Genomic DNA, 20,777 nt, shown 5'->3' with positions numbered 1-20,777 from the left:
ACCGGGGAGAAGCGTGAACAGCGCAGATCGCATGGTCCTCACCATCGAAGAAGCCGCTCAACGACTCGGCGTCGGCCGAACCACCATGTACGCCCTCGTGATGAACGGCGAGATCCGGTCCGTCACCATCGGCCGGCTTCGCCGCGTCCCCGTCCGCTGCCTCGACGACTACGTGACCGCCCTACTCGGCGACCAGCCGACCGACCAGGCCGCCTGAGAGGGGACACGAGCATGGGACGTAAGCCCAACGGCGCATCCAGCATCTACAAGGGCACCGACGGATACTGGCACGGCCGGGTCACCGTCGGCGTCAAGGACAACGGTCGCCCCGACCGCCGCCACGTCTCCGCCAAGACCGAAGCCGAGGTCACCCGCAAGGTTCGCGCGCTGGAACGGGAACGCGACAACGGCACCGTCCGCAAGACCGGCCAACGCTGGACGGTAGAGAAGTGGCTCACCCACTGGGTGGAAACGATCGCCGCGCCGTCGGTGCGGGAAACGACGATGGTCGGCTACCGGGCCGCCGTGTACAAGCACCTGATCCCCGGCATCGGCGCGCACCGCCTTGACCGCCTGGAGCCGGAGCACCTGGAAAAGCTGTACGCGAAGATGATCCGCTCCGGCAGCGCACCGGGCACGGCACACCAGGCGCACCGCACGGTGAAGACCGCGCTGAACGTCGCCCTACGGCGCGGTCACGTCGCGCGCAACGTCGCCCAGCTCGCCAAGGCACCCCGCCTTGATGAGCAGGAAATCGAGCCGTTCACCGTCAAGGAAGCGCAGCGCATCCTGACCGCCGCCGCGAACCGGCGCAACGGGGTCCGCTTCGCCCTGGCGCTGGCGCTCGGACTCCGCAAAGGGGAAGCGCTCGGCTTGAAGTGGCGACGGATCGACCTTGACCGGGGTCTGCTTCGTACCCCGCGTCAGCTTCAGCGGCACAAGTGGCAGCACGGATGCGACGACCCGCACGCCTGTGGGCAACAGCGACACAAGGTCCACCCGTGCCCGCCGGACTGCCGACGACACAGGCAGCCCTGCCCACCGCCCTGCCCGGCCGGTTGCACGCGTCACGCCAGCAGTTGCCCGAAACGCCAGGGTGGCGGGTTGAAAGAGGTCGACGTCAAGTCGCGTGCCGGACGCCGTGCGGTCGGTATTCCCCGGCCGTTGTTGGATGCGCTCAGGCAGCACAAGGCGATGCAGGAGAAGGAACGTGAGGTGGCCGCGCAGCTCTGGCAGGAAGGCGGCTGGGTGTTCACCCAGCCGAACGGCAGGCCGATCGACCCGCGAGCGGATCACGAATCGTGGAAGGCGCTGCTGAGGGAGGCGAACGTACGGGACGCCCGGTTGCACGACGCACGGCACACCGCCGCAACGATTCTGCTGGTCCTCGGCGTACCGACCCGCGCGGTCATGGAAGTGATGGGCTGGTCTCAGATGGCGATGACGACCCGCTATCAGCATCTGGCACCGGGCGTGGTGTCAGGGATCGCCGACCAGGTGGCCGGGCTGCTCTGGGAGCCGAATGAGACGACAGACGACTAACTGAGACTGAAACTGAGACGAGACAGGGCACCGGGCATCCGGTGCCCTGTTGGCGTGCTGGTCAGAGTGTGGGCGCGGCAGGTTTCGAACCTGCGACCCCTCGCTTGTAAGGCGAGTGCTCTCCCACTGAGCTACGCGCCCGGGCATCACAAGAATCGCCGGCCCGGCGGCGGCCAGTTTACCCTGCCTTCTCCAGCGCGGCGCGACCGAGTTCCCGGCGGCCGGCGACCCGTACGGCCGGCGAGCGGATCACCCGGCCCGCAGGGCCCGCTGGACGGTAGCGGGCCCCGCAGGGTCGGACGCTGGTCAAACGGCCCGGAGGCTGGTCAGTTGTCCGTGACGCGGGTCAGTCGGCCAGGTCGGCCAGCGCCTTGCGCCACACGGCCTGGTCGCGGGCCTGGCCGGGCCCGTTCATTTCGGCGAAGCGGACCACACCGGTCTTGTCGATCACGAACGTGCCCCGGTTGGCGATCCCGGCGGAGTCGTTGAACACCCCGTACGCCTGGGCGACCGCGCCGTGCGGCCAGAAGTCGGCGAGCAGCGGGAACTGGAAGCCTTCCTGCTCCGCCCAGATCTTGTGGGTGTAGACGGAGTCCACGCTGACGGTGAGCGTCTGCACGTCGTCGTTGACGTAGGCGTCGATGTTGTCCCGCACCTCCTGCAGCTCGCCCTGGCAGGTGCCGGTGAACGCGAGCGGGTAGAAGATCAGCAGGACCGCCTGCCGACCCCGGAAGTCGGTCAGCCGCACCTCCTGGTTGTTCTGGTCCTTGAGGGTGAACTCCGGTGCCGGCGTGCCGACCTCGACGGGCATGTGCGCTCCTTCACTCACTTCTTGGCCTTGGCCCCACGGCGCAGCACCAGCCGGGCGGCACTCCAGTCCTTGCCGGCGTTGACCATGGAAGTCTGTTGCAGTCCGGCGCTGGGCGCGGACTCGCTGATGTCACTCGGCTCGACGTGGCCGTCACGCCCGGCCTTGGGCGTCAGCAGCCACACCACCCCGTTGTCGGCCAGCGGGCCGAGCGAGTCGACGAGCAGCTCGAACAGGTCTCCGTCACCGTCGCGGTACCACAGCAGCACCGCGTCGACGACCTCGTCGGTGTCCTCGTCGACCAACTCGCCGCAGCGGTCGGTCAGGGCGTCGCGGAGATCCTGGTCGACGTCGTCGTCGTAACCCATCTCCATGACCACCATGCCCGGCTCGATGCCGAACCGGTCCGCCAGGCTCCGTACGCCGTCGGCGGCCTGACCAGCGGTCGCGCTCACTGTTACTTGCCTCCTCGTCTTGAGCTGCCGGTATCCGTCGGACACCGATAGCGGGTAGTTCACACAGTTGTGCCGCCCGGCGCAAGTGGCGCACCGAGTTCACCGGAATTTACCGTGCCAGCAGCGCTCGGGCACCCTGGGTGATGGCATCTTCGCCGACCAGCACCTGGTTGGCGGCCGGGCCGAGTGGGACGTAGGTGTCCAATGCCGCTATCCGGGCAGCGGCTCCGACGTATCCGGCTTCGACCAGCGCTGCCAGCACTCCCTCACCGACCCCGCCGGAGCGGCGGGTCTCGTCGACCACCAGCACCCGACCGGTGGCCGTCGCCTCGCGGATGATGTCGGCCACCGGCAGCGGCGCGAGCCAGCGCAGGTCGACGACCCGGCAGCCGGCTCCTTCGGCAGCCAGCCGGGCCGCGACCCGCAACGACATCCGTACGCCGTTGCCGAACGTGATCACCGTCAGGTCCTCGCCGCTGCCGACGGAGTAGCTGCGGGCCCGGCCGACCGGGATGTGCCGGGCGCCCCACTCCCCTGGCGGGGTGTACGGCGCCAGCCACAGTCCGTCGTCCGGCACGTGCAGGTCACTGGTGTCGTAGAGGGCGACGGGCTCCACGAAGACGCACACACTGCCGTCGACCGCCGCGCTGGCCAGGCAGGATCTCAGCAGCCCGGCGGCATCGTCGGCCCTGGCCGGCACGGCCAGCACCAGGCCGGGTACGTCCCGCAGCACCGCCAACGAGTTGTCGTTGTAGAGGTGCCCGCTGAGGCTCTCCTGATAGGCGAGACCGGGCACGCGCAGCACCATCGGGTTACGGTAGCCGCCCCGGGAGAGGAACTGCAGCACGGCGGCCTCGCCGCGCAGCTGGTCCTCGGCGCTGTGCAGGTGGCTCAGATACTGGATCTCCGGCACCGGCAGCTGACCGGCGAGGCCGGCACCGAGTCCGATGCCGAGGACTGTGGTGCCGTCGCCGGTGGTGTCAAAGACGCGATGGTCGCCGAACCGGTCCTGCAGCCCGGCGGTGACGCCGTGCACGCCGCCCTTGGCGGCGACGTCGGCACCGAACACGGCCATCGCCGGGTACGACAGCAGACCGTCGGCGAGCGCCGCGGTGATCGTCTGGGCCAGGGTCATCGGCCCGCGTTCCTCCGGCAGCCGGGTGCCGAGGGTGGTGGCGCGGGTGGTGGCCGCGGCTCCGGCCGCGCGGGCGCCGGTGTCGGCGACCACCCGGGCGACCCGGATCGGCCGGCGCGGTGCGATGGTGGCCACGACCTGTCCGGCGGTGTCGAGCTTGGCCTCCCCGATGACCTCCTCGGCGACCTTGCGCACCTGCCAGCCGACTTCGTCGTACCGGGAGATGATCTCGTCGGGGCTAGCCAGGCCGGCGGCGACCAGCAGCCGCGCGGTGCCGACCAGTGGGTCGCGGGCGACGTCGCGGTCGATCTCCTCGGCCGACCGGTACGCCGATTCGACGTCGGCGCCGCTGTGCCCCATCAGCCGGACGGTGGACAGGTGCAGCACCGCCGGCCGGCGGTGCTCGCGGACCCAGGCGGCAGCCTCGGCAGCGACGTCGTAGGTGGCCGCCAGGTCGCACCCGTCGGCGGCGAAGTACCGCAGCCCTGGTCGGGAGCGCAGCGTCTCGGCGACCCAGCCGTCCGGCGACCGTACGCTGCCGCCCAGTCCGTTGTCCTCGCAGACGAACAGCACCGGCGTGGACAGCCCTGCGTGGTCGGCCCAGCCGGCGGTGTTGAATGCCGACGCAGCAGCGGCGTGGTTGACTGCCGCGTCGCCGAAGCTGCAGACCACGATGGCGTCGTCCGGCCAGGGCAGCCGGGGTTCCAGGTACGCCCGGCCGACTGCGGCGGACCGGGCCAGCCCTGGTTGACGTTGCCGGACGGTCGGCACCATCCGGCGCATCCGGTCGATGCCGAGCGCGGTCCCGACCGCCCGGGGCAGGTGCCCGCCGACGGTGCCGGAGGTGGGCACGATGTTGATCGCGGTGTTGCCGAACACCTTGCCCCGGCCACCGGTGGTCGGGTCGGCGGCGGAGGCGACGGCACCGCGCAGCACGTCCCGAGCGGCGTCGGTGACCGGGTCGGTGCCGGGGTCGCCGGCGTCGGAGTCGGCCACGCCGGAGCGAAGGCCCGGCTCGACGCCGGGCTCGTGGCCGGCGGCGAGGCCGGCCTGGGCGAGCCGGGCGCAGTAGAAGCCACCGGACCGGTAATGCAGTAGCGCCGGGTCGGTCACCCGGACGGCGGCGGCGAGCGCCGCGTTGCCCTCATGGCCGGACGAGCCGAGTGTGTAGAAACCTTCTCCGAAGCTGCGCAGCCAGCGTTTGGCCAGGTCGAGATGGCGGCTGGTGAGTTGGGCGTCGAACAGCGCCAGCGCGGACTGCCCGGTGAGCAGAGTGCCGTCGCGTACCGGTTGTTCGGGGGCCCGTCGGTCCGGTGCGGTGTCCATCGCGGCGACCGCGGTGCGGAACCGTTCGTCGAGGTCCTGCGGGGTGGTCACGTCGGACAGCATTACCGACGCCCGCCAGGCGCGGCCACCGGGCGGCGAGCGGGCCGCCGCTGGGCCGGGTCGGGGCAGACTGCAGCGCCGCTGGTGGCCGGGGAGGTCATGGTCGCGATGCTACGCGGCAGCCCGGGAAACGGCAGCGCAGCCGCGCCGCCAGGCGCGGCCTGGACGGCAGCGCAGCCGCGCCGCCAGGCGCGGCCTGGACGGCAGCGCAGCCGCGCCGCCAGCGGGGTCACTTGCGGGCGGCCGATAGCATAAGGTTCAGTACGTTCTGAACGTTCGCAACACACGTTGATCGTCACAGACGTGGATCGCCACAGACGTTGATCGTCGAACGCTTCGAGGTGGAGCGTCGTCAAACTCAAACCGAGGAGGCGAGGTCCGATGGCTGACCCGGCCATCCGTACCGAGCAGTTGATCAAGACGTACGGCCGCAACCGCGGCCTCACCGGCCTTGACCTTCAGGTCGAGACCGCCGAGGTGTACGGGTTCCTCGGCCCCAACGGGGCCGGCAAGTCCACCACCATCCGGCTGCTGCTGGATCTGATCCGGCCGACCAGCGGCACCGTCCGGGTGCTGGGGCTCGACCCGCGCGCCGGCGGCATTCCGCTCCGCCGACGGATCGGTTACCTGGCCGGCGACTTCATCGTGGACGGCCGGCAGACCGGCCACGAACTCCTCACCTACCTGGGCAACCTACGCGGCGGTGTGCCGAAGGCGCGGATCACCGAGCTGGCCGACCGGCTCGACCTCGACCTCGGCCGGCGGATCAAAGGGCTGTCCAAGGGCAACCGGCAGAAGGTCGGGGTCGTGCAGGCCTTCATGCACTCCCCCGAGCTGCTCATCCTCGACGAACCGACCAGCGGCCTGGACCCCTTCCTGCAGCAGGAGTTCGTCGCGATGGTCCGCGAGGCGAAGGCCGCCGGGCAGACCGTCTTCATGTCCTCGCACGTGATGAGCGAGGTGCAGCAGACCGCCGACCGGGTCGGCATCATCCGCGACGGCCGGTTGGTCACCGTCGAACGGGTAGAGGAGCTGCGGGAACGGGCGGTACGCCGGATCGAGATCGTCTTCGACGCTGCGGTGCCGGCCGACGAGTTCACGACCGTTCCCGGGCTCAGCGACGTCACCGTGAACGGCGCCCGGCTCAGTTGCCGGCTCGACGGGCGGGCCGATCCGCTGATCAAGGCGGCGAGCCGGCACACCGTCGTCAGCTTCCTGGCCGAGGAGCCCGACCTGGAGGACCTCTTCTTCACCTACTACGAGCGGACGGAGACCGACGGTGTTGCTGCGTAACCCGTTCACCAAGGCGCTGCGCGACAACCGCCGGTCCATGCTGGGCTGGGCGGTGTCGATCGCAGCGGTCGGCACCATGTACGCCGCGTTCTGGCCGACCATGCAGACACCGGAGATGGCGGATGCGCTGGCCGCGTATCCGGAAGGGATGCTGGAGGCACTCAACTTCGACGACGTCACCAGCCCTGCCGGCTATCTCGGCAGCGCCGTCTACGGGCTGCTCATCCCCCTGCTCGTTGCGGTGTTCGGGATCGCCGCCGGGGCCCGGACGATCGCCGGTGACGAGGAGGCCGGCTCGCTGGACCTGCTGCTCGCCCACCCGGTCAGCCGGGCGCGGGCCGCGCTGCAGCGGTTCGCCGCGCTGGTGGTCGGACTGGTCCTCACCGGGGCGCTGCTGTGGCTGGCTCTGGTGGCGATCCGTGGTCCGGCCGAGTTCACCGCCGTCGGGGTCGGTGCGCTGGCCGCGATGACCCTGCATCTGGTGCTGTTCGGCACCGCGTTCGCCGCCCTGGCGTACGGCGTGGGGGCCGCTACCGGCAGCCGGGCGACGGCGCTCGGCGTCGGCGCGGCGGTCGCCGTGCTCGGCTACCTCGCCAACGCCGTCCTGCCCCAGGTCGAGGCGCTGGCGTGGGCCCGCGACATTTCTCCGTTCCACTGGTACCTCGCCGGCGACCCGCTGGTGAACGGGGTGCAGGTCGGCGGCGTACTGCTGCTCGCCGGCTTCGCTGTGGTCTGCGTCGCCGCCGGCACCTGGCGCTTCACCCGTCGCGACATCGCCGTGTGAGGATTCCGCCGGCTGGCCGGTCGGGTGGGTGCGGCGCCTGCCGTGCCCACCGGCCGGACCGGCCCGGCTGCCACACTGGCAGGCATGGACTCCGACGTGATCTCCATCCGGACCGGCTCCCGGCCCGTGGTGCGCGACATCACCGCCGAGGCGGGGCGGTTCGTGGCCGGACGCGGCGACGGGCTGCTGCACGTGTTCGTACCGCACGCCACCGCCGGCATCGCGATCATCGAGACCGGTGCCGGCTCCGACGACGATCTGCTCACCGCTCTGGACCAGCTGCTGCCCACCGACGACCGTTGGCAGCACCGGCACGGCTCGCCCGGGCACGGCCGGGACCATGTGCTACCGGCGTTCGTCGCCCCGTACGCGACGTTGCCGGTGCTCGACGGCCGGCTCGCGCTCGGCACCTGGCAGTCGGTCTGCCTGGTCGACCCGAACGGGGACAACGCCGACCGCAAGGTCAGGTTCTCCTTCCTCGCCGGCTGACCCGCGCCGCCCGGAGCCGGTCGGAGCCGGTCGGAAGTTACCGTCTGGTACCTGTGTCCCAGATCGCCTCTATGGCGGCCGCGCGTGACGCAACCGGCCTCCAGGGGGCAGGATGGTCAGTAGAGACCTATCCCACACACAACTGAGGGAACGCCTGTGGCCACGGAACGCAAGCGCCCGGTGATCAGCGACGGCCTGCCGAGCCAGCTTCCGGACATCGACCCTGAAGAAACCAGCGAATGGGTCGAGTCACTCGACGGAGTGATCGACGAACGCGGCGCCAAACGCGCCCGCTACGTCATGCTGCGCCTGCTCGAACGGGCTCGGGAGCGTCAGGTCGGGGTGCCGCCACTGACCACCACCGACTACATCAACACGATTCCGCCGGAACGCGAACCCTGGTTCCCCGGCGACGAGATGATCGAGCGGCGGATCCGCGCGTACATCCGGTGGAACGCCGCCGTGCTGGTGCACCGCGCGCAGCGGCCGGAGATTGGCGTCGGCGGCCACATCTCCACGTACGCCAGCGCGGCGTCCCTCTACGAAGTGGGTATGAACCACTTCTTCCGTGGCAAGCAGCATCCCGGCGGCGGGGACCACATCTTCTTCCAGGGGCACGCCTCCCCGGGCATGTACGCCCGCGCCTTCGTCGAGGGCCGGCTGTCGGAGCAGCGCCTCGACGGCTTCCGGCAGGAGCTGTCGCACGCCGGGCTCGGCGGCGGGTTGCCGTCGTACCCGCACCCGCGGCTGATGCCGGACTTCTGGGAGTTTCCCACCGTCTCGATGGGCCTCGGCGCGATCAACGCGATCTACCAGGCGCGGTTCAACCGGTACCTGCAGCACCGGGGCATCAAGGACACCTCTGATCAGCACGTGTGGGCGTTCCTCGGCGACGGTGAGATGGACGAGCCGGAGTCGCTCGGCGCGATCGGGGTGGCCGCCCGCGAGGAGCTGGACAACCTCACCTTCGTCATCAACTGCAACCTGCAGCGGCTGGACGGCCCGGTACGCGGCAACGGCAAGGTCATGCAGGAGCTGGAGGCGTTCTTCCGGGGCGCCGGCTGGAACGTGATCAAAGTCGTCTGGGGTCGGGAGTGGGACCCGCTGCTCGCCGCGGACACCGACGGCGCGCTGGTCAACCTGATGAACACCACGCCGGACGGCGACTACCAAACCTACAAGGCCGAGTCCGGCGCGTACGTGCGGGAGCACTTCTTCGGCCGCGACCCGCGTACCCGCAAGATGGTCGAAGGGCTGTCCGACGACGAGATCTGGAACCTCAAGCGCGGCGGGCACGACTACCGGAAGCTGTACGCGGCGTACAAGGCGGCCACCGAGCACACCGGCCAGCCGACGGTGATCCTGGCCAAGACGATCAAGGGCTGGACGCTCGGGGAGCACTTCGAGGGCCGCAACGCCACCCACCAGATGAAGAAGCTGACCCTGGACGACCTGAAAACCTTCCGGGACCGGCTCTACCTGGACGTGCCGGACGAGCAGCTGGAGGCCAACCCCTACCTCCCGCCGTACCTGCGCCCGGCCGACGACTCCCCGGAGATGACCTACCTGCAGGAGCGCCGCAAGGCCCTCGGCGGGTACGTGCCGACCCGGCGGACCGCCGCCCGCCCGCTGGCGGTGCCGGGCAGTGAGCGGTTCGGTGATGTCAAACGCGGCTCCGGCAAGCAGAAGGTCGCCACCACGATGGCCTTCGTCCGACTGCTCAAGGACATCATGAAGGACCGCGAGTTCGGCAAGCGGTGGGTGCCGATCATCCCGGACGAGGCGCGGACCTTCGGCATGGACTCACTGTTCCCGACGCAGAAGATCTACTCACCGCACGGGCAGAAGTACACCGCGGTGGACCGGGAGCTGTTCCTGTCGTACAAGGAGTCCACCGCCGGGCAGATCCTGCACGAGGGGATCAACGAGGCCGGGTCGGTGGCGTCGTTCACCGCCGCCGGCACGTCGTACGCCACCCACGACGAGCCGATGATCCCGCTGTACATCTTCTACTCGATGTTCGGCTTCCAGCGCACCGGCGACGCGTTCTGGGCGGCGGCCGACCAGATGGCCCGCGGCTTCGTCCTCGGGGCCACCGCCGGGCGGACCACGCTCAACGGCGAGGGTCTGCAGCACGAGGACGGGCATTCGCAACTGCTCGCCGCGAGCAACCCGGCGGTGGTCGCCTACGACCCGGCGTTCGCGTTCGAGATCGCGCACATCGTGGAGAACGGCCTGCACCGGATGTACGGCGAGTCACCGGAGAACATCTTCTACTACCTCACGGTGTACAACGAGCCGATCGTGCAGCCGGCGCAGCCGGACGGGCTCGACGTCGAAGGGCTGCTCAAGGGCCTCTACCGGTACGCGGCGGCACCGCAGGTGAGTCGGGCCGACGGCGGCGAGGCACCGCGGGCGACGATCCTCGCCTCCGGCACCGGGATGCAGTGGGCACTCAAGGCGCAGCAGCTGCTCGCCGAGGACTGGGGGGTGGCCGCCGACGTGTGGTCGGTGACCTCCTGGACGGAGCTGCGTCGGGACGCGGTGGCCTGCGAGGAACACAACCTGATCAACCTGGGCGGTGAGGCGCGGGTGCCGTACGTGCGAACGGCGCTGGCCGACGCGCCGCAGTCGGTGGTCGCGGTCAGCGACTGGATGCGGGCGGTGCCGGACCTGATCGCCCGGTGGATTCCGGGCGACTACACCTCGCTGGGCACCGACGGGTTCGGGCTGTCGGACACCCGGCACGCGTTGCGGCGGCACTTCCATGTCGACGCCGAGTCGGTGGCCGTCGCGACGCTGCGGCAGTTGGCGTTGCGCGGCGAGGTGCCGGCCGAGGTGCCGGCGGGGGCCGCCAAGAAGTACGCGATCGACGACGTCAACGCCGCTCCGGTCGGGGAGACCGGCGGCGACTCCTGATCCGCAGCGGCCGCAGTCGGCAGGCCCCGGCGGTCACCCGCCGGGGCCTGCCGCGTCCGGGGCCACGCCGGCCGCGGACCTCGCCGTAGCTGCGGTCGGCTGCGGCAGCAGACGTTGGTCCGGTCCGGCTGCCGTCAGCAGACGTTGGTCCGGTTGCCGGCGTTGGCGGCGTGCCGGGCGGCGGCCAGGTCGGACAGGCGGCCCAGGGAGGTCTCCAGGTCGGCGCCGACCCGGTGCTTGCCGAGTCGCAGCAGGGTCGCGCTGACCTGGCCGGCCGGCCACCGCACGATGGTCAGCCGTACCGCGGTGCCGTCCCCCTCCGGGGTGAGTTCGACCTGCACCTCGGTGCGGGCCTCGGCCCGCAGGCCAGGGCCGGCGGCCCGCTCCCGCCAGGCGATCAGCTTGGGCGGCTGGAGCTCGATGACCTCGGCGTCGGCGGCCGCGCCGTCCGCCGTGTGCACCCGCATCCGGCGGATGTCGCCGCCGATCACCTCGGCCTGGCGGACACCGGCGAGCCAGTCGGGCAGCAACGCGGCCTGCCCGACCACCTCCCAGACGGTGTCGATCGGGGCCTCCGCCCGCCCGCTGCGTTCGATGAGGATCATCTGCCTGCCTGTCTCTGCCTGCTCGTCCTGACAGGCGCAGCCTAAAGCACATTCTCGGCAAAAGGTGCAGACTTCGCTGTTCACCCCGGGCGCCACCGGACCTGACCGTCGGGCGGGGATCGGCCGCCCGTACGCTGGGGCCGTGACGGTACGCGTACGCTTCGCCCCATCCCCCACCGGCATGTTCCACGTCGGCGGTGCCCGTTCAGCACTGCAGAACTGGATCTACGCCAAGCAGCACGGGGGCGTGTTCGTACTACGGGTGGAGGACACCGACGCGGCCCGCAACCGCCCCGAGTGGATCGAGGGGATCCTCAGCGCGCTGGACTGGACCGGCATCCGTCGTGGTTCGTACGAGGGGCCGTACTTCCAGTCGGCCAACGCCGGCGAGCACCGCGCGGCGGCCGACCGGCTCCACCAGTCCGGGCGTGCCTACTACTGCGACTGCGCCCGCGCCGATGTGCAGGCCCGCACCGGCAGCGAGTACCGCGGGTACGACGGGTTCTGCCGCGACCGGGGTCTCGACGCCGGCGCCGGACGGGCCCTGCGCTTCCGCACTCCGGACACCGGCAGCACCACGGTCGCCGACCTGATCCGCGGCGAGCCGACGTTCGAGAACCAGTTGATCGAGGACTTCGTCATCGCCCGGGGCGACGGCTCGCCGGTTTTCCTGCTGGCCAACGTGGTCGACGACATCTCCCAGGGGATCACCCACGTGATCCGCGCCGAGGAGCACCTGCCGAACACCCCGAAACAGCAGCTGCTCTGGGCAGCGCTCGGGGTCAAGCCACCGGTCTGGGCACACGTACCGGTGGTCGTCAACGAGAAACGTCAGAAACTGTCCAAGCGCCGTGACAAGGTGGCGCTGGAGGCGTACCGCGACGAGGGGTACCTCGCCGACGCGATGCGCAACTATCTGATGCTGCTCGGCTGGGCGCCGAGTAACGACCGGGAGATCGTGCCCTGGTCGGTGATCGAGGAGGAGTTCCGACTGGAGGCGGTGAACCCGTCCCCGGCCTTCTTCGACGAGCGCAAACTACGCGCCTTCAACGGTGAGTACATCCGGGCGCTACCGGTCGAGGACTTCATCGCCGCCTGTCAGCCCTGGCTGACCGGGACGCCGTCGACGCCGGCGCCGACCGGCAGCGGTATCGCGCCGCCGCCGTGGCGGGCGGCCGACTACGACCCGACGACGTTCGCGGCGGTCGCCCCGCTCGCCCAGACCAGGATCGCGGTACTCAGCGAAATCGTCACCAACGTCGATTTCCTCTTCCTCGACGTCCCGGTAATCGACGACGCCGCGTGGGCGAAGGCGATGAAGGCTGGCGCAGCCGACTTGCTGGACGCGACGATCGCCGCGTTCGCGGCGCTGCCGGACTGGTCCGCCGAGCCACTGAAAGCAGCGCTGGAGCAGGTCGGCGCCGAGCGTGGCCTCAAGCTCGGCAAGGCCCAGGCACCGGTACGGGTCGCGGTGACCGGCCGGTCCGTCGGGCTGCCGCTGTTCGAGTCGTTGGAGGTCCTCGGGTCGGAGCGCACGTTGCGTCGGCTGCGCAACGCCCGCGCCCGGCTCGGCTGACGTCGCGACGGTCCGGTCAGGTGGTACGGCGGCGGACGAAGAACGCTCCGGCCGCCACCGCGACCAGCAGGACGACGGCACCGACCAGCCACGGCCACCATGGGGTCGACTCGGTGGAACTGGTGGCCTGCGGCGTCGGTGCCGGGGTCGCCTCCGGTGTCGGTTCGGCGGCGGTGGGGCTGGGTGCCCCGGTCGGTGACGGCTGAGCGGTCGGTGACGGATCAGCGGTCGGCTCGACACCGACCGTCAACGTGAAGGCGAACGCACCCTTTACCCAGTGTCCGTCGGCGGACAACACGTTGTAGTCCACTGTGTATTCTCCGGCGGGTCCGGGACGGAACGGCACGCTCACCGCCTTGCCGTCCACCACGGGCGCCCCGGTGGACGCCGCAGCGCCATCCGGACCGGTCACGCTCAGTTCGGTCTGCTCCTGGCTGAGGTTGGCCAGAAAGGTGAGTCGGACCGTCTCGGGGGCCTGCGCGAGCTCCGCACCGTCGGCCGGATCGCTCCCGGTCAGCACGTTGTGCGCCTGGGCCGGCGATGTCCCGAACAGCACCGCGAGCAGCCCGACGAACACCGCGAGCAACACCCCTGGTACGCGTACCACCCTGTCCCCCACCTGTTGCGATCGCCGGATACGATCGGTCGCCAGACGACGCGCCGGGCCGTCATCGGCCGACCTCCCTGGTTGGTCGGTCACCGGTCGTCGATGGTTCCCGAAAAATCCGTCCAGCGGGTGCAACCGTCCAGAGTCGTGCGGAGTCTCTCACAGTGAGGGTCCGCGACCACGCCCGCCGCTGATTACGTCGGGCCGCCATCGGGTAGTACGCACATCGACTAGGACCTGACCTCCGCGGGGCGAGGGAGTTGACCATGGGACAGCGGGCAGCCAGCCGTCTCCTAGCGGCCGGTGCGCTGCTCCTGGCATTCGGCACGTCCATCCTGGCGGCGAACCGGGTGTACGCGGCACCACCTGCACCAACGACCGTCACCATCGAAGGTGACGACCTGCCGGAGCCGCTCGCCGTGCACGCCGACGCCGACGCCGAGTTGTTCGCGGCGGTGCTCAGCCAGGTCAGTTGGCTCACCGGACCGGGCCAGACCAGTTCCCCGGAGCCGGGTGACCTCGGCCCGAAGTACCTGGTCGTGGTCATGGTGGCGGACGAGCCACATCGCACCTACGAGCTGTATCCGCTGGCCAAGGGAGGCCCGCGCGCGTTTCGACCGGCAGAGCAGCCTGGTGACGGCAAGACCGCAGCCGGCTGGTTCTTCGGCCGGCTGACGATGTCCGAGACGCTGCGAGCGGCCGGCGCACCGCTGCCGGCCCGCCCGGACAGCATCAGCGGTGGCATCGGCGGCGGTGAACGGGTGATTCCGGAGGACGCGCTCAACCCGGGCGAGGACATCGACCAGATGCTCACCGACCTGCGTCAGGTCATGGTGCTCAACGCCGCCGTGGTGGTCGGCATCACCCTGGGGATCGCGGGGATCGCCCTGCTGGTACGCCGCCGGACCAGGTGACCGGCCCGGCCGCACGGGTGACCGGAGCGGTCGGGCGGTGTCAGCACCAGCGGTGCGGCGGGCGTTCCCGACGTACCACCCGGGAACTCGGCCGGACCCCGAGATGGCGATGCGCGCCAGCCCATCCCCGTTGCCCCGCGCAGCAGGTCGACACCGGCTGCGGGTCGGCCGAACCGCCCCGGTCGGTTCCCTGCCCGGTCAACGTCCGGCCGAGTGACAGCTGGTCCCGCTCCCCCGGATGGTCCCGCCCGACGCCATGGTCCCGCCCGACGCCGCCGCTGTGGCCAGCCCCCAGGTACGCCATCACGAACTCCTCACCTCACACGAGCCGTCCCGAGACGACACCTTGCCAGGTACCGGGCCGGCCGCCGCCGGCCCCCCCGCCCGCGGTGACCACAGGCGGGCGGCCAGCGCCACCACCGTCACCGCCACCAGGGCGCCGCCGATCACGTCGACCGGCCAGTGCGCGAGCAGCACCAGCCGGGTCGCCGCGATGAACAGCGCGCCGGCTCCGGCGAGCACCACCACCAGCAACCGCCCGGTACGCCGTACCCCGGGCCAGACCAGCAGGACGACCGCGAACGCCGCAGCGGCGGCGTTGGTGGTGTGCCCGCTGGGGAACCCGTTGGCGGCGATGGTCACGAAGCCGTCCACCGGGCGGGGTCGGTGCAGCAGCCACTGTCCCAGCATCCAGCTGACCGGGGCCGCGACGGTCACCGTCGCGCAGAACCAGGCCCGGGGCCGGTCCCGGCGCACGGCGAACAGGGTGGTCGCGGCGGCACCGGCGGCCAGGAACGGCATCGTCGCCGCCAGGTCGGTGGCGATCCGCAGGACCGCCACCAGCGTCGGCCGGTCGGCGGCGTAGGCCCGCAGCCCGTCGGTCACCGGGGCGTCCAGCCGGGCGACCAACGCGGGATCCACCACCAGACCGATGGTCAGCGCCGCGAGGGCGAGCAGGGCCAGCAGCGGTACGACCAGCGGCGGGCGGGCGATCATCCGCACATGTTGGCACGGTCGGCGCGGTCCTGCCCGCTGACCGTGACACCCTGACGGGGTGGCGACCAAGCGCAACGACGCCGGGCTCACCGCGACCCTGCGTCGTATCGAGCGGTCGGCCGGGGCGCTGGCGACCGCGAGCGTGGCCCGGATGGACGAGACCCTGCCCTGGTTCCGTGAGCTGCCCGCCGACCAGCGTTCCTGGGTGATGCTGATCGCTCAGGCCGGCGTACGGTCCCTGGTGGAGTGGCTGCGCGACGGTGGCGGCGCGAGCGGCAGCCCGCAGGAGGTCTCCGACGAGGTCTTCGCCGCCGCGCCGCGGGCGCTGGCCCGGTCGATCAGCCTGCAGCACACGGTCGCCCTGATCAAGGTCACCATCGACGTGGTCGAGGCGCAGGTGCCGCACCTGGCGGCGACCGGCGAGGAGTCGCTGCTACGCGAGGCGGTGCTGCGGTTCTCCCGGGAGATCGCCTTCGCCGCCGCCCGGGTGTACGCGCGGGCGGCGGAGTCGCGCGGCGCGTGGGATGCCCGGCTGCAGGCGCTGCTGGTCGACGCCCTGCTGCGCGGCGACTCGTCGGACGTGCTGGCCAGCAGGGCCGCCGCGCTGGGCTGGACCGATGCCTCGCCGGTGTCGGTGGTGGTCGGGCGGTCCCCGGGCGGCGAGGTCACCGCGGTCCTGCAGATCGTCTACCGGGCAGCCAGGCGGATCGGGGTGGAGACGATCGGCGGGGTGCACAACGACCGGCTGGTGGTGGTACTGGGCGGCGCGGCCGATCCGGCGGCGGCGACCGGCAAACTGCTGGACGCGTTCGGCGCCGGCCCGGTGGTGGTCGGGCCGATGGTGGCCAGCCTGGACGAGGCGACCGAGTCGGCCCGGGCAGCGCTGGCCGGGTACCGGGCGGCACCGGCCTGGCCGGCGGCGCCCCGCCCGGTCGCGGCGACCGATCTGCTGCCGGAGCGGGCCCTCGCCGGTGATCCCGAGGCCCGCCGTCGGCTGCGCCGCGACGTGTACGGGACCCTGGTCCGTGCCGGCGGGGAGCTGCTGGAGACCCTGGACGCGTTCTTCGCCGCCGGGGCCGTGCTGGAGGCGACCGCGCGGGCACTGTTCGTCCACCCGAACACGGTGCGTTACCGACTGCGGCGCATCGGTGAAGTGACCGGACTGTCGCCGTTCGCCGCCCGCGACGCGTACGCGCTGCAGATGGCCCTGGCGATCGGCCGGTTGGATCCCCCGCCGCTGTTGCGGGCCTCGCCCGACTGAACGCACTTCCAAAGCAACATGTGCGGGCAAAAGACGTGCACATCCGACGATCTTTGTAGGAATCCTCCAACGACGGTAGTGCGGATTGGTATCTCAGCGCACCCAAGTGACCCGTGGGTATCAGGAAGAGTCATAGCCGTGCTCGCTGTTCTCTCCCCCGGCCAGGGGTCCCAGAAGCCCGGCTTCCTCACCCCGTGGCTCGACCTGCCCGGCGCCGAGGCCCGTCTGCGGTGGTGGTCCGCGCTCGCCGGGGTCGACCTGGTGCACCTCGGCACCACCGCCGACGCCGACGAGATCAAGGACACCGCTCGCACCCAGCCGCTGCTGGTCGCCGCGGCCCTGCTCGCCGCCGAGCACCTGCCTGGCGGATCACCGGCCGGGCACCGCCGGGGCGGGCTCTACGACGTCGCCGTCGTCGCCGGTCACAGCGTCGGCGAACTCGCCGCTGCATCGCTGGCCGGGGTGCTGCCCGCCGAGTCGGCCATCACGCTGGCCGCGGTCCGGGGCCGGGAAATGGCCGCCGCGTGCGCGCTGGAACCCTCCGGGATGGCCGCCGTACTCGGCGGCGACCGGGACGAGGTGCTGGCCGCGATCGACCGCCACGGACTACACCCGGCGAACCACAACGGAGCCGGTCAGATCGTGGTGGCCGGAGCCACCGGCCAGCTGGAGAAGTTCGTCGCCGAGCCGCCGGCCCGGGCCCGGGTGGCGACGCTGCAGGTAGCCGGGGCGTTCCACACCCCGTACATGGCCCCGGCCGAGCAGGCGCTCGCGAGCGTCGCCGCCGGGATCATCCCGGCCGACCCCAACCGGATCCTGCTGTCCAACCTGGATGGCGATGCCGTCAACCACGGCCGGGAGCTGCTGCAACGCCTCGTCCGGCAGGTGACCGCACCGGTGCGCTGGGACCTGTGCATGCACACCCTGGCGAATCTCGGTGTCACCGGAGTACTGGAGCTGCCACCGGCCGGCACCCTCGCCGGTCTGGTCAAGCGGGAGTTCAAGGACCGTGGCGTGCCGGAGATCGTCACCGTGAAGACCCCGGACGACCTGCCTGCGGCGCGGGCGTTGATCGCCCGACACGGGATGGCCCCCAGTTCCGAGCCCACCAGGCAGTTCCGGGTCGTCGTGTCGGCCAGCGCCGGCACCTTCGAACCGGCTGCCGGACTCGCCGAGGGCGATCCGCTCACCGGCGGTCAGATCATCGGACACGTCACCACCCGGCAGGGTCCGGTCGAGGTCGCCGCGCACGACGCCGGCGTGCTCACCGAATGGCTCGCCCACCACGACGACCCGGTCGCACCGGGCCAGCCGCTGGCCCGGATCAGCGGTTCCGCACTGTGAGCGCGCACCCCCGACAGCGCGCCGGGAAAGGCAGCAACATGACCGGATCACAGATCGTGGCACTCGGGCACTACCAGCCCTCCCGGGTGGTCACCAACGACGAACTCGCCCAACTGGTGAATACCAACGACGCCTGGATCCGGGACCGTGTCGGTGTCGTCACCCGCCGAATCGCCGACTCGGAGACCGTCGCCGACATGGCCTCGGCGGCGGCCGAGAAGGCGCTGGCCAACGCCGGCCTGACCGCGGCCGACATCGACCTGGTGGTGGTGGCGACCTGCACCGCCATCGACCGCAGCCCGAACGTCGCCTGCCGGGTCGCGGCCCGGCTCGGCATCGCCGCCCCGGGTGCGTACGACATCAACACCGCCTGTTCGGGCTTCAGCTACGCGCTCGGCACCGTCGACCACGCCGTACGGGCCGGTGCCGCACGCAACGCCCTGGTCATCGGCGCGGAGAAGCTCTCCGATTTCACCAACTGGACCGACCGCTCCACCTGCATCATCTTCGGTGACGGCGCCGGCGCCGCGGTGGTCACCGCCACCGGCGGCAACGAGCCGGCCGGCATCGGACCGGTGGTCTGGGGCTCGGTCCCGGACAAGAGCGACGCGGTACGCATCGAGGGCTGGCGGCCGTACATCGAGCAGGAGGGTCAGTCGGTGTTCCGGTGGGCGACCACCGCGCTTGCCCCGTTGGCCCTGCAGGCCTGCGAGCGCGCCGGGGTCGACCCGACGGAGATCGCCGCCTTCGTTCCCCACCAGGCGAACGCCCGGATCATCGACGGCATCGCCAAGCGGCTCGGGATGCCCGACGCGATCGTCGCAAAGGACATCGTCGAGTCCGGCAACACCTCGGCGGCCAGCGTGCCGTTGGCGCTGTCGAAGCTGGTCGAGCGGCGGGAGATCCCGTCCGGCGCCCCGGTGCTGCTGTTCGGCTTCGGCGGTGGACTCACCTACGCCGGGCAGGTCGTCCGCTGCCCGTAAGCTCCTACCGCCCGCTCCGAGGTGGAGCGGGGCCGCCCGCCGACCCGGCAGGCATCATTGGTTCAACCGAGAGGAAAGTAGAAACCCATGACCCGTGACGAGATCACCGCTGGCCTCGCCGAGATCCTCGAAGAGGTCGCCGGGGTCAACCCGGACGACGTGGCCGGCGACAAGTCGTTCACCGATGACCTGGACGTCGACTCGCTCTCCATGGTCGAGGTCGTGGTGGCCGCCGAGGAGAAGTTCGGCGTGAAGATCCCGGACAACGAGGTGCAGAACCTCAAGACCGTCGGCGACGCGGTCGCCTACATCGAGACGCAGGCGTGACGATGGTCGACGTCGTCGTCACCGGGCTCGGCGCGACGACCCCGCTCGGCGGGGACGTCGCGGCGACCTGGGATGCCATGCTCAACGGCAAGTCCGGAGTCGACAAGCTCACCCACGACTGGGCCGCGCAGCTGCCGGTCCGGATCGCCGCCGAGTTGGCGTCCGAACCCGCCGAACGGTTGGACCGGGTCAAGCTGCGCCGGCTGGACCGATCCGAGGCGATCGCGCTGATCGCCGCAGGTGAGGCGTGGACGGACGCTGGGCTGGGCGACGCCGGCGTCGACCGGGAACGGCTCGGCGTCAGCATCGGTTCCGGCATCGGCGGCGCACTCACCCTGCTCGCCCAGGACGACATCCTGGAAGCCTCCGGGCCGCGCCGGGTATCGCCGCACACCGTACCGATGCTGATGCCCAACGGCCCGGCCGCCTGGGTCGGGTTGGAGTTCGGCGCGCAGGCCGGCGTCCACTCGGTCGCCAGCGCCTGCGCGACCGGCGCGGAGGCGATCGCGCTCGGCCTGGACATGATCCGGGCCGGCCGGGCCGACGTGGTGATGGCCGGTGGCACCGAGGCCGTGGTACACGGCCTGCCGATCGCCGGTTTCGCCGCGATGCGGGCCATGTCCACCCGCAACGACGACCCGGAACGGGCGTCGCGACCGTGGGACAAGGGCCGCGACGGGTTCGTCCTCGGTGAGGGTGCCGGCGTCGTGGTGCTGGAACGGGCCGAGCACGCGGCGGCCCGCGGCGCCCGGGTGTACGCCCGGCTCGCCGGCGCCGGGCTCACCTCCGACGGCTACGACATGGTGCAGCCGCATCCCGAAGGGCTCGGCGCGGCCCGGGCGATCCGGCTGGCCCTCGCCGACTCCGGGGTGTCCGGCGGCGACATCGTGCACGTCAACGCGCACGCCACCTCGACCCCGGCCGGCGACCTCGCCGAGCTGGTGGCGCTGCGCGAGGCGATCGGCGACCACCCGGTGCTGACCGCGACCAAGTCGATGTCCGGCCATCTGCTGGGCGCGGCCGGCGCGCTGGAGTCGATCGCCACCATCCTGGCGATCCGCGACAGCGTCGTCCCGCCGACGATCAACCTGGACGACCCGGACGACCAGCTCGACCTCGACGTGGCAGCGCAGAAGGCCCGACCGATGGACGTACCCGCCGCGTTGAACAACTCGTTCGGCTTCGGCGGACACAACGTCGCGCTCGTCTTCACCCGGGTCTGAGAGCCGACCGGGTCACGACGACAACAGACAGGGCTCCGGCCCTGGGGGAGGGGGGGGGGGGGGGGGGGGGGAGGGGGGGGGGGGGGGGGGGGGGGGGGGGGGGGGGGGGGGGGGGGGGGGGGGGGGTGGG

At 71.4% G+C, this 20,777-nt stretch carries 20 protein-coding genes and 1 tRNA gene; 13 read left to right on the top strand and 8 right to left on the bottom strand.

Annotated features, from left to right (window positions below; genetic code table 11):
* The first annotated feature begins 31 nt into the window (after positions 1–31).
* Positions 32–217 carry a helix-turn-helix domain-containing protein gene (locus tag ACXAHD_RS10155; RefSeq protein ID WP_475050018.1) on the top strand — a complete coding sequence of 62 codons (186 nt, stop codon included), beginning with the start codon at positions 32–34 and terminating at the stop codon, positions 215–217.
* Between the two features lie 14 nt (positions 218–231).
* Positions 232–1,542, top strand: a complete 1,311-nt coding sequence (locus ACXAHD_RS10150; protein ID WP_475049980.1) for a tyrosine-type recombinase/integrase — start codon at positions 232–234, stop codon at positions 1,540–1,542.
* Positions 1,543–1,611: 69 nt separating this feature from the next.
* Here the strand turns inward: ACXAHD_RS10150 and ACXAHD_RS10145 are convergent.
* From ACXAHD_RS10145 to ACXAHD_RS10130, 4 genes are all read right to left on the bottom strand, one after another.
* A tRNA-Val gene (locus tag ACXAHD_RS10145) sits at positions 1,612–1,683 on the bottom strand.
* A gap of 205 nt (positions 1,684–1,888) precedes the next feature.
* Positions 1,889–2,353: a peroxiredoxin gene (locus ACXAHD_RS10140; RefSeq protein ID WP_281550887.1), complete on the bottom strand. Its 465-nt coding sequence runs from the start codon at positions 2,351–2,353 to the stop codon at positions 1,889–1,891.
* A 14-nt stretch (positions 2,354–2,367) separates the two neighbouring features.
* Positions 2,368–2,805 (bottom strand): DUF3052 domain-containing protein, encoded by a 438-nt coding sequence (locus ACXAHD_RS10135; RefSeq protein WP_123602854.1) that lies wholly within the window; start codon positions 2,803–2,805, stop codon positions 2,368–2,370.
* Positions 2,806–2,914: 109 nt separating this feature from the next.
* Positions 2,915–5,329 (bottom strand): transketolase C-terminal domain-containing protein, encoded by a 2,415-nt coding sequence (locus tag ACXAHD_RS10130; protein WP_475049976.1) that lies wholly within the window; start codon positions 5,327–5,329, stop codon positions 2,915–2,917.
* Between the two features lie 378 nt (positions 5,330–5,707).
* Here ACXAHD_RS10130 and ACXAHD_RS10125 point away from each other — a divergent pair, with 378 nt between their 5' ends.
* The 4 genes from ACXAHD_RS10125 to aceE all read left to right on the top strand — a co-directional run bounded on the left by ACXAHD_RS10125 (position 5,708) and on the right by aceE (position 10,811).
* Positions 5,708–6,619 carry an ABC transporter ATP-binding protein gene (locus tag ACXAHD_RS10125; RefSeq protein WP_475049973.1) on the top strand — a complete coding sequence of 304 codons (912 nt, stop codon included), beginning with the start codon at positions 5,708–5,710 and terminating at the stop codon, positions 6,617–6,619.
* Complete coding sequence (locus ACXAHD_RS10120) at positions 6,606–7,403, top strand: ABC transporter permease subunit (RefSeq protein WP_289213327.1); 798 nt, start codon at positions 6,606–6,608, stop codon at positions 7,401–7,403. The genes ACXAHD_RS10125 and ACXAHD_RS10120 overlap by 14 nt, the downstream gene beginning before the upstream one ends.
* A gap of 84 nt (positions 7,404–7,487) precedes the next feature.
* Positions 7,488–7,892 carry a YjbQ family protein gene (locus ACXAHD_RS10115; protein WP_199757666.1) on the top strand — a complete coding sequence of 135 codons (405 nt, stop codon included), beginning with the start codon at positions 7,488–7,490 and terminating at the stop codon, positions 7,890–7,892.
* Positions 7,893–8,048: 156 nt separating this feature from the next.
* Positions 8,049–10,811: a pyruvate dehydrogenase (acetyl-transferring), homodimeric type gene (aceE, locus tag ACXAHD_RS10110; protein WP_348650057.1), complete on the top strand. Its 2,763-nt coding sequence runs from the start codon at positions 8,049–8,051 to the stop codon at positions 10,809–10,811.
* Between the two features lie 134 nt (positions 10,812–10,945).
* Here the strand turns inward: aceE and ACXAHD_RS10105 are convergent, their stop codons facing one another.
* Positions 10,946–11,416: an SRPBCC family protein gene (locus tag ACXAHD_RS10105; protein WP_281550891.1), complete on the bottom strand. Its 471-nt coding sequence runs from the start codon at positions 11,414–11,416 to the stop codon at positions 10,946–10,948.
* A 142-nt stretch (positions 11,417–11,558) separates the two neighbouring features.
* Here ACXAHD_RS10105 and gltX point away from each other — a divergent pair, with 142 nt between their 5' ends.
* Positions 11,559–12,992 (top strand): glutamate--tRNA ligase, encoded by a 1,434-nt coding sequence (gltX, locus tag ACXAHD_RS10100; RefSeq protein WP_475049970.1) that lies wholly within the window; start codon positions 11,559–11,561, stop codon positions 12,990–12,992.
* Positions 12,993–13,008: 16 nt separating this feature from the next.
* On the opposite strand, the gene ACXAHD_RS10095 is transcribed toward gltX, so the two are convergent.
* Positions 13,009–13,599: a copper resistance CopC family protein gene (locus ACXAHD_RS10095; RefSeq protein WP_281550893.1), complete on the bottom strand. Its 591-nt coding sequence runs from the start codon at positions 13,597–13,599 to the stop codon at positions 13,009–13,011.
* Positions 13,600–13,865: 266 nt separating this feature from the next.
* Here ACXAHD_RS10095 and ACXAHD_RS10090 point away from each other — a divergent pair, with 266 nt between their 5' ends.
* On the top strand, positions 13,866–14,513 hold the full coding sequence (locus tag ACXAHD_RS10090; protein ID WP_281550894.1) for a hypothetical protein: 648 nt from the start codon (positions 13,866–13,868) through the stop codon (positions 14,511–14,513).
* A gap of 40 nt (positions 14,514–14,553) precedes the next feature.
* Here ACXAHD_RS10090 and ACXAHD_RS10085 read toward each other — a convergent pair whose 3' ends face one another.
* Positions 14,554–14,817, bottom strand: a complete 264-nt coding sequence (locus tag ACXAHD_RS10085; RefSeq protein WP_281550895.1) for a hypothetical protein — start codon at positions 14,815–14,817, stop codon at positions 14,554–14,556.
* Positions 14,817–15,509 (bottom strand): phosphatase PAP2 family protein, encoded by a 693-nt coding sequence (locus ACXAHD_RS10080; RefSeq protein WP_289213330.1) that lies wholly within the window; start codon positions 15,507–15,509, stop codon positions 14,817–14,819. The genes ACXAHD_RS10085 and ACXAHD_RS10080 overlap by 1 nt, the downstream gene beginning before the upstream one ends.
* A 58-nt stretch (positions 15,510–15,567) precedes the next feature.
* Here ACXAHD_RS10080 and ACXAHD_RS10075 point away from each other — a divergent pair, with 58 nt between their 5' ends.
* From ACXAHD_RS10075 to fabF, 5 genes are all read left to right on the top strand, one after another.
* Positions 15,568–16,770, top strand: coding sequence for a PucR family transcriptional regulator (locus ACXAHD_RS10075; RefSeq protein ID WP_281550897.1), 1,203 nt, complete (start codon positions 15,568–15,570; stop codon positions 16,768–16,770).
* Positions 16,771–16,908: 138 nt separating this feature from the next.
* Positions 16,909–18,114, top strand: coding sequence for an acyltransferase domain-containing protein (locus ACXAHD_RS10070; protein WP_281550898.1), 1,206 nt, complete (start codon positions 16,909–16,911; stop codon positions 18,112–18,114).
* Positions 18,115–18,152: 38 nt separating this feature from the next.
* Positions 18,153–19,097 (top strand): beta-ketoacyl-ACP synthase III, encoded by a 945-nt coding sequence (locus ACXAHD_RS10065; RefSeq protein ID WP_281550899.1) that lies wholly within the window; start codon positions 18,153–18,155, stop codon positions 19,095–19,097.
* A gap of 87 nt (positions 19,098–19,184) precedes the next feature.
* Complete coding sequence (locus ACXAHD_RS10060; RefSeq protein ID WP_123602866.1) at positions 19,185–19,424, top strand: acyl carrier protein; 240 nt, start codon at positions 19,185–19,187, stop codon at positions 19,422–19,424.
* On the top strand, positions 19,421–20,647 hold the full coding sequence (gene fabF, locus ACXAHD_RS10055; RefSeq protein ID WP_281550900.1) for a beta-ketoacyl-ACP synthase II: 1,227 nt from the start codon (positions 19,421–19,423) through the stop codon (positions 20,645–20,647). The genes ACXAHD_RS10060 and fabF overlap by 4 nt, the downstream gene beginning before the upstream one ends.
* The last annotated feature ends 130 nt before the right edge of the window (positions 20,648–20,777 follow it).

It is taken from the genome of Micromonospora sp. ABR4_055 (genome assembly GCF_056160425.1).
The sequence above is the reverse complement of the archived record's forward strand: the minus strand, read 5'-3'. Positions and strand labels throughout refer to the sequence as shown.

Coding starts and splice junctions, on each gene's coding strand:
- ACXAHD_RS10155 (WP_475050018.1), top strand. CDS start 32: ATGGTCCTCACCATCGAAGAAGCCGCTCAACGACTCGGCGTCGGCCGA.
- ACXAHD_RS10150 (WP_475049980.1), top strand. CDS start 232: ATGGGACGTAAGCCCAACGGCGCATCCAGCATCTACAAGGGCACCGAC.
- ACXAHD_RS10140 (WP_281550887.1), bottom strand. CDS start 2,353: ATGCCCGTCGAGGTCGGCACGCCGGCACCGGAGTTCACCCTCAAGGAC.
- ACXAHD_RS10130 (WP_475049976.1), bottom strand. CDS start 5,329: ATGCTGTCCGACGTGACCACCCCGCAGGACCTCGACGAACGGTTCCGC.
- ACXAHD_RS10125 (WP_475049973.1), top strand. CDS start 5,708: ATGGCTGACCCGGCCATCCGTACCGAGCAGTTGATCAAGACGTACGGC.
- ACXAHD_RS10115 (WP_199757666.1), top strand. CDS start 7,488: ATGGACTCCGACGTGATCTCCATCCGGACCGGCTCCCGGCCCGTGGTG.
- ACXAHD_RS10105 (WP_281550891.1), bottom strand. CDS start 11,416: ATGATCCTCATCGAACGCAGCGGGCGGGCGGAGGCCCCGATCGACACC.
- ACXAHD_RS10090 (WP_281550894.1), top strand. CDS start 13,866: ATGGGACAGCGGGCAGCCAGCCGTCTCCTAGCGGCCGGTGCGCTGCTC.
- ACXAHD_RS10085 (WP_281550895.1), bottom strand. CDS start 14,817: ATGGCGTACCTGGGGGCTGGCCACAGCGGCGGCGTCGGGCGGGACCAT.
- ACXAHD_RS10080 (WP_289213330.1), bottom strand. CDS start 15,509: ATGATCGCCCGCCCGCCGCTGGTCGTACCGCTGCTGGCCCTGCTCGCC.
- ACXAHD_RS10065 (WP_281550899.1), top strand. CDS start 18,153: ATGACCGGATCACAGATCGTGGCACTCGGGCACTACCAGCCCTCCCGG.
- ACXAHD_RS10060 (WP_123602866.1), top strand. CDS start 19,185: ATGACCCGTGACGAGATCACCGCTGGCCTCGCCGAGATCCTCGAAGAG.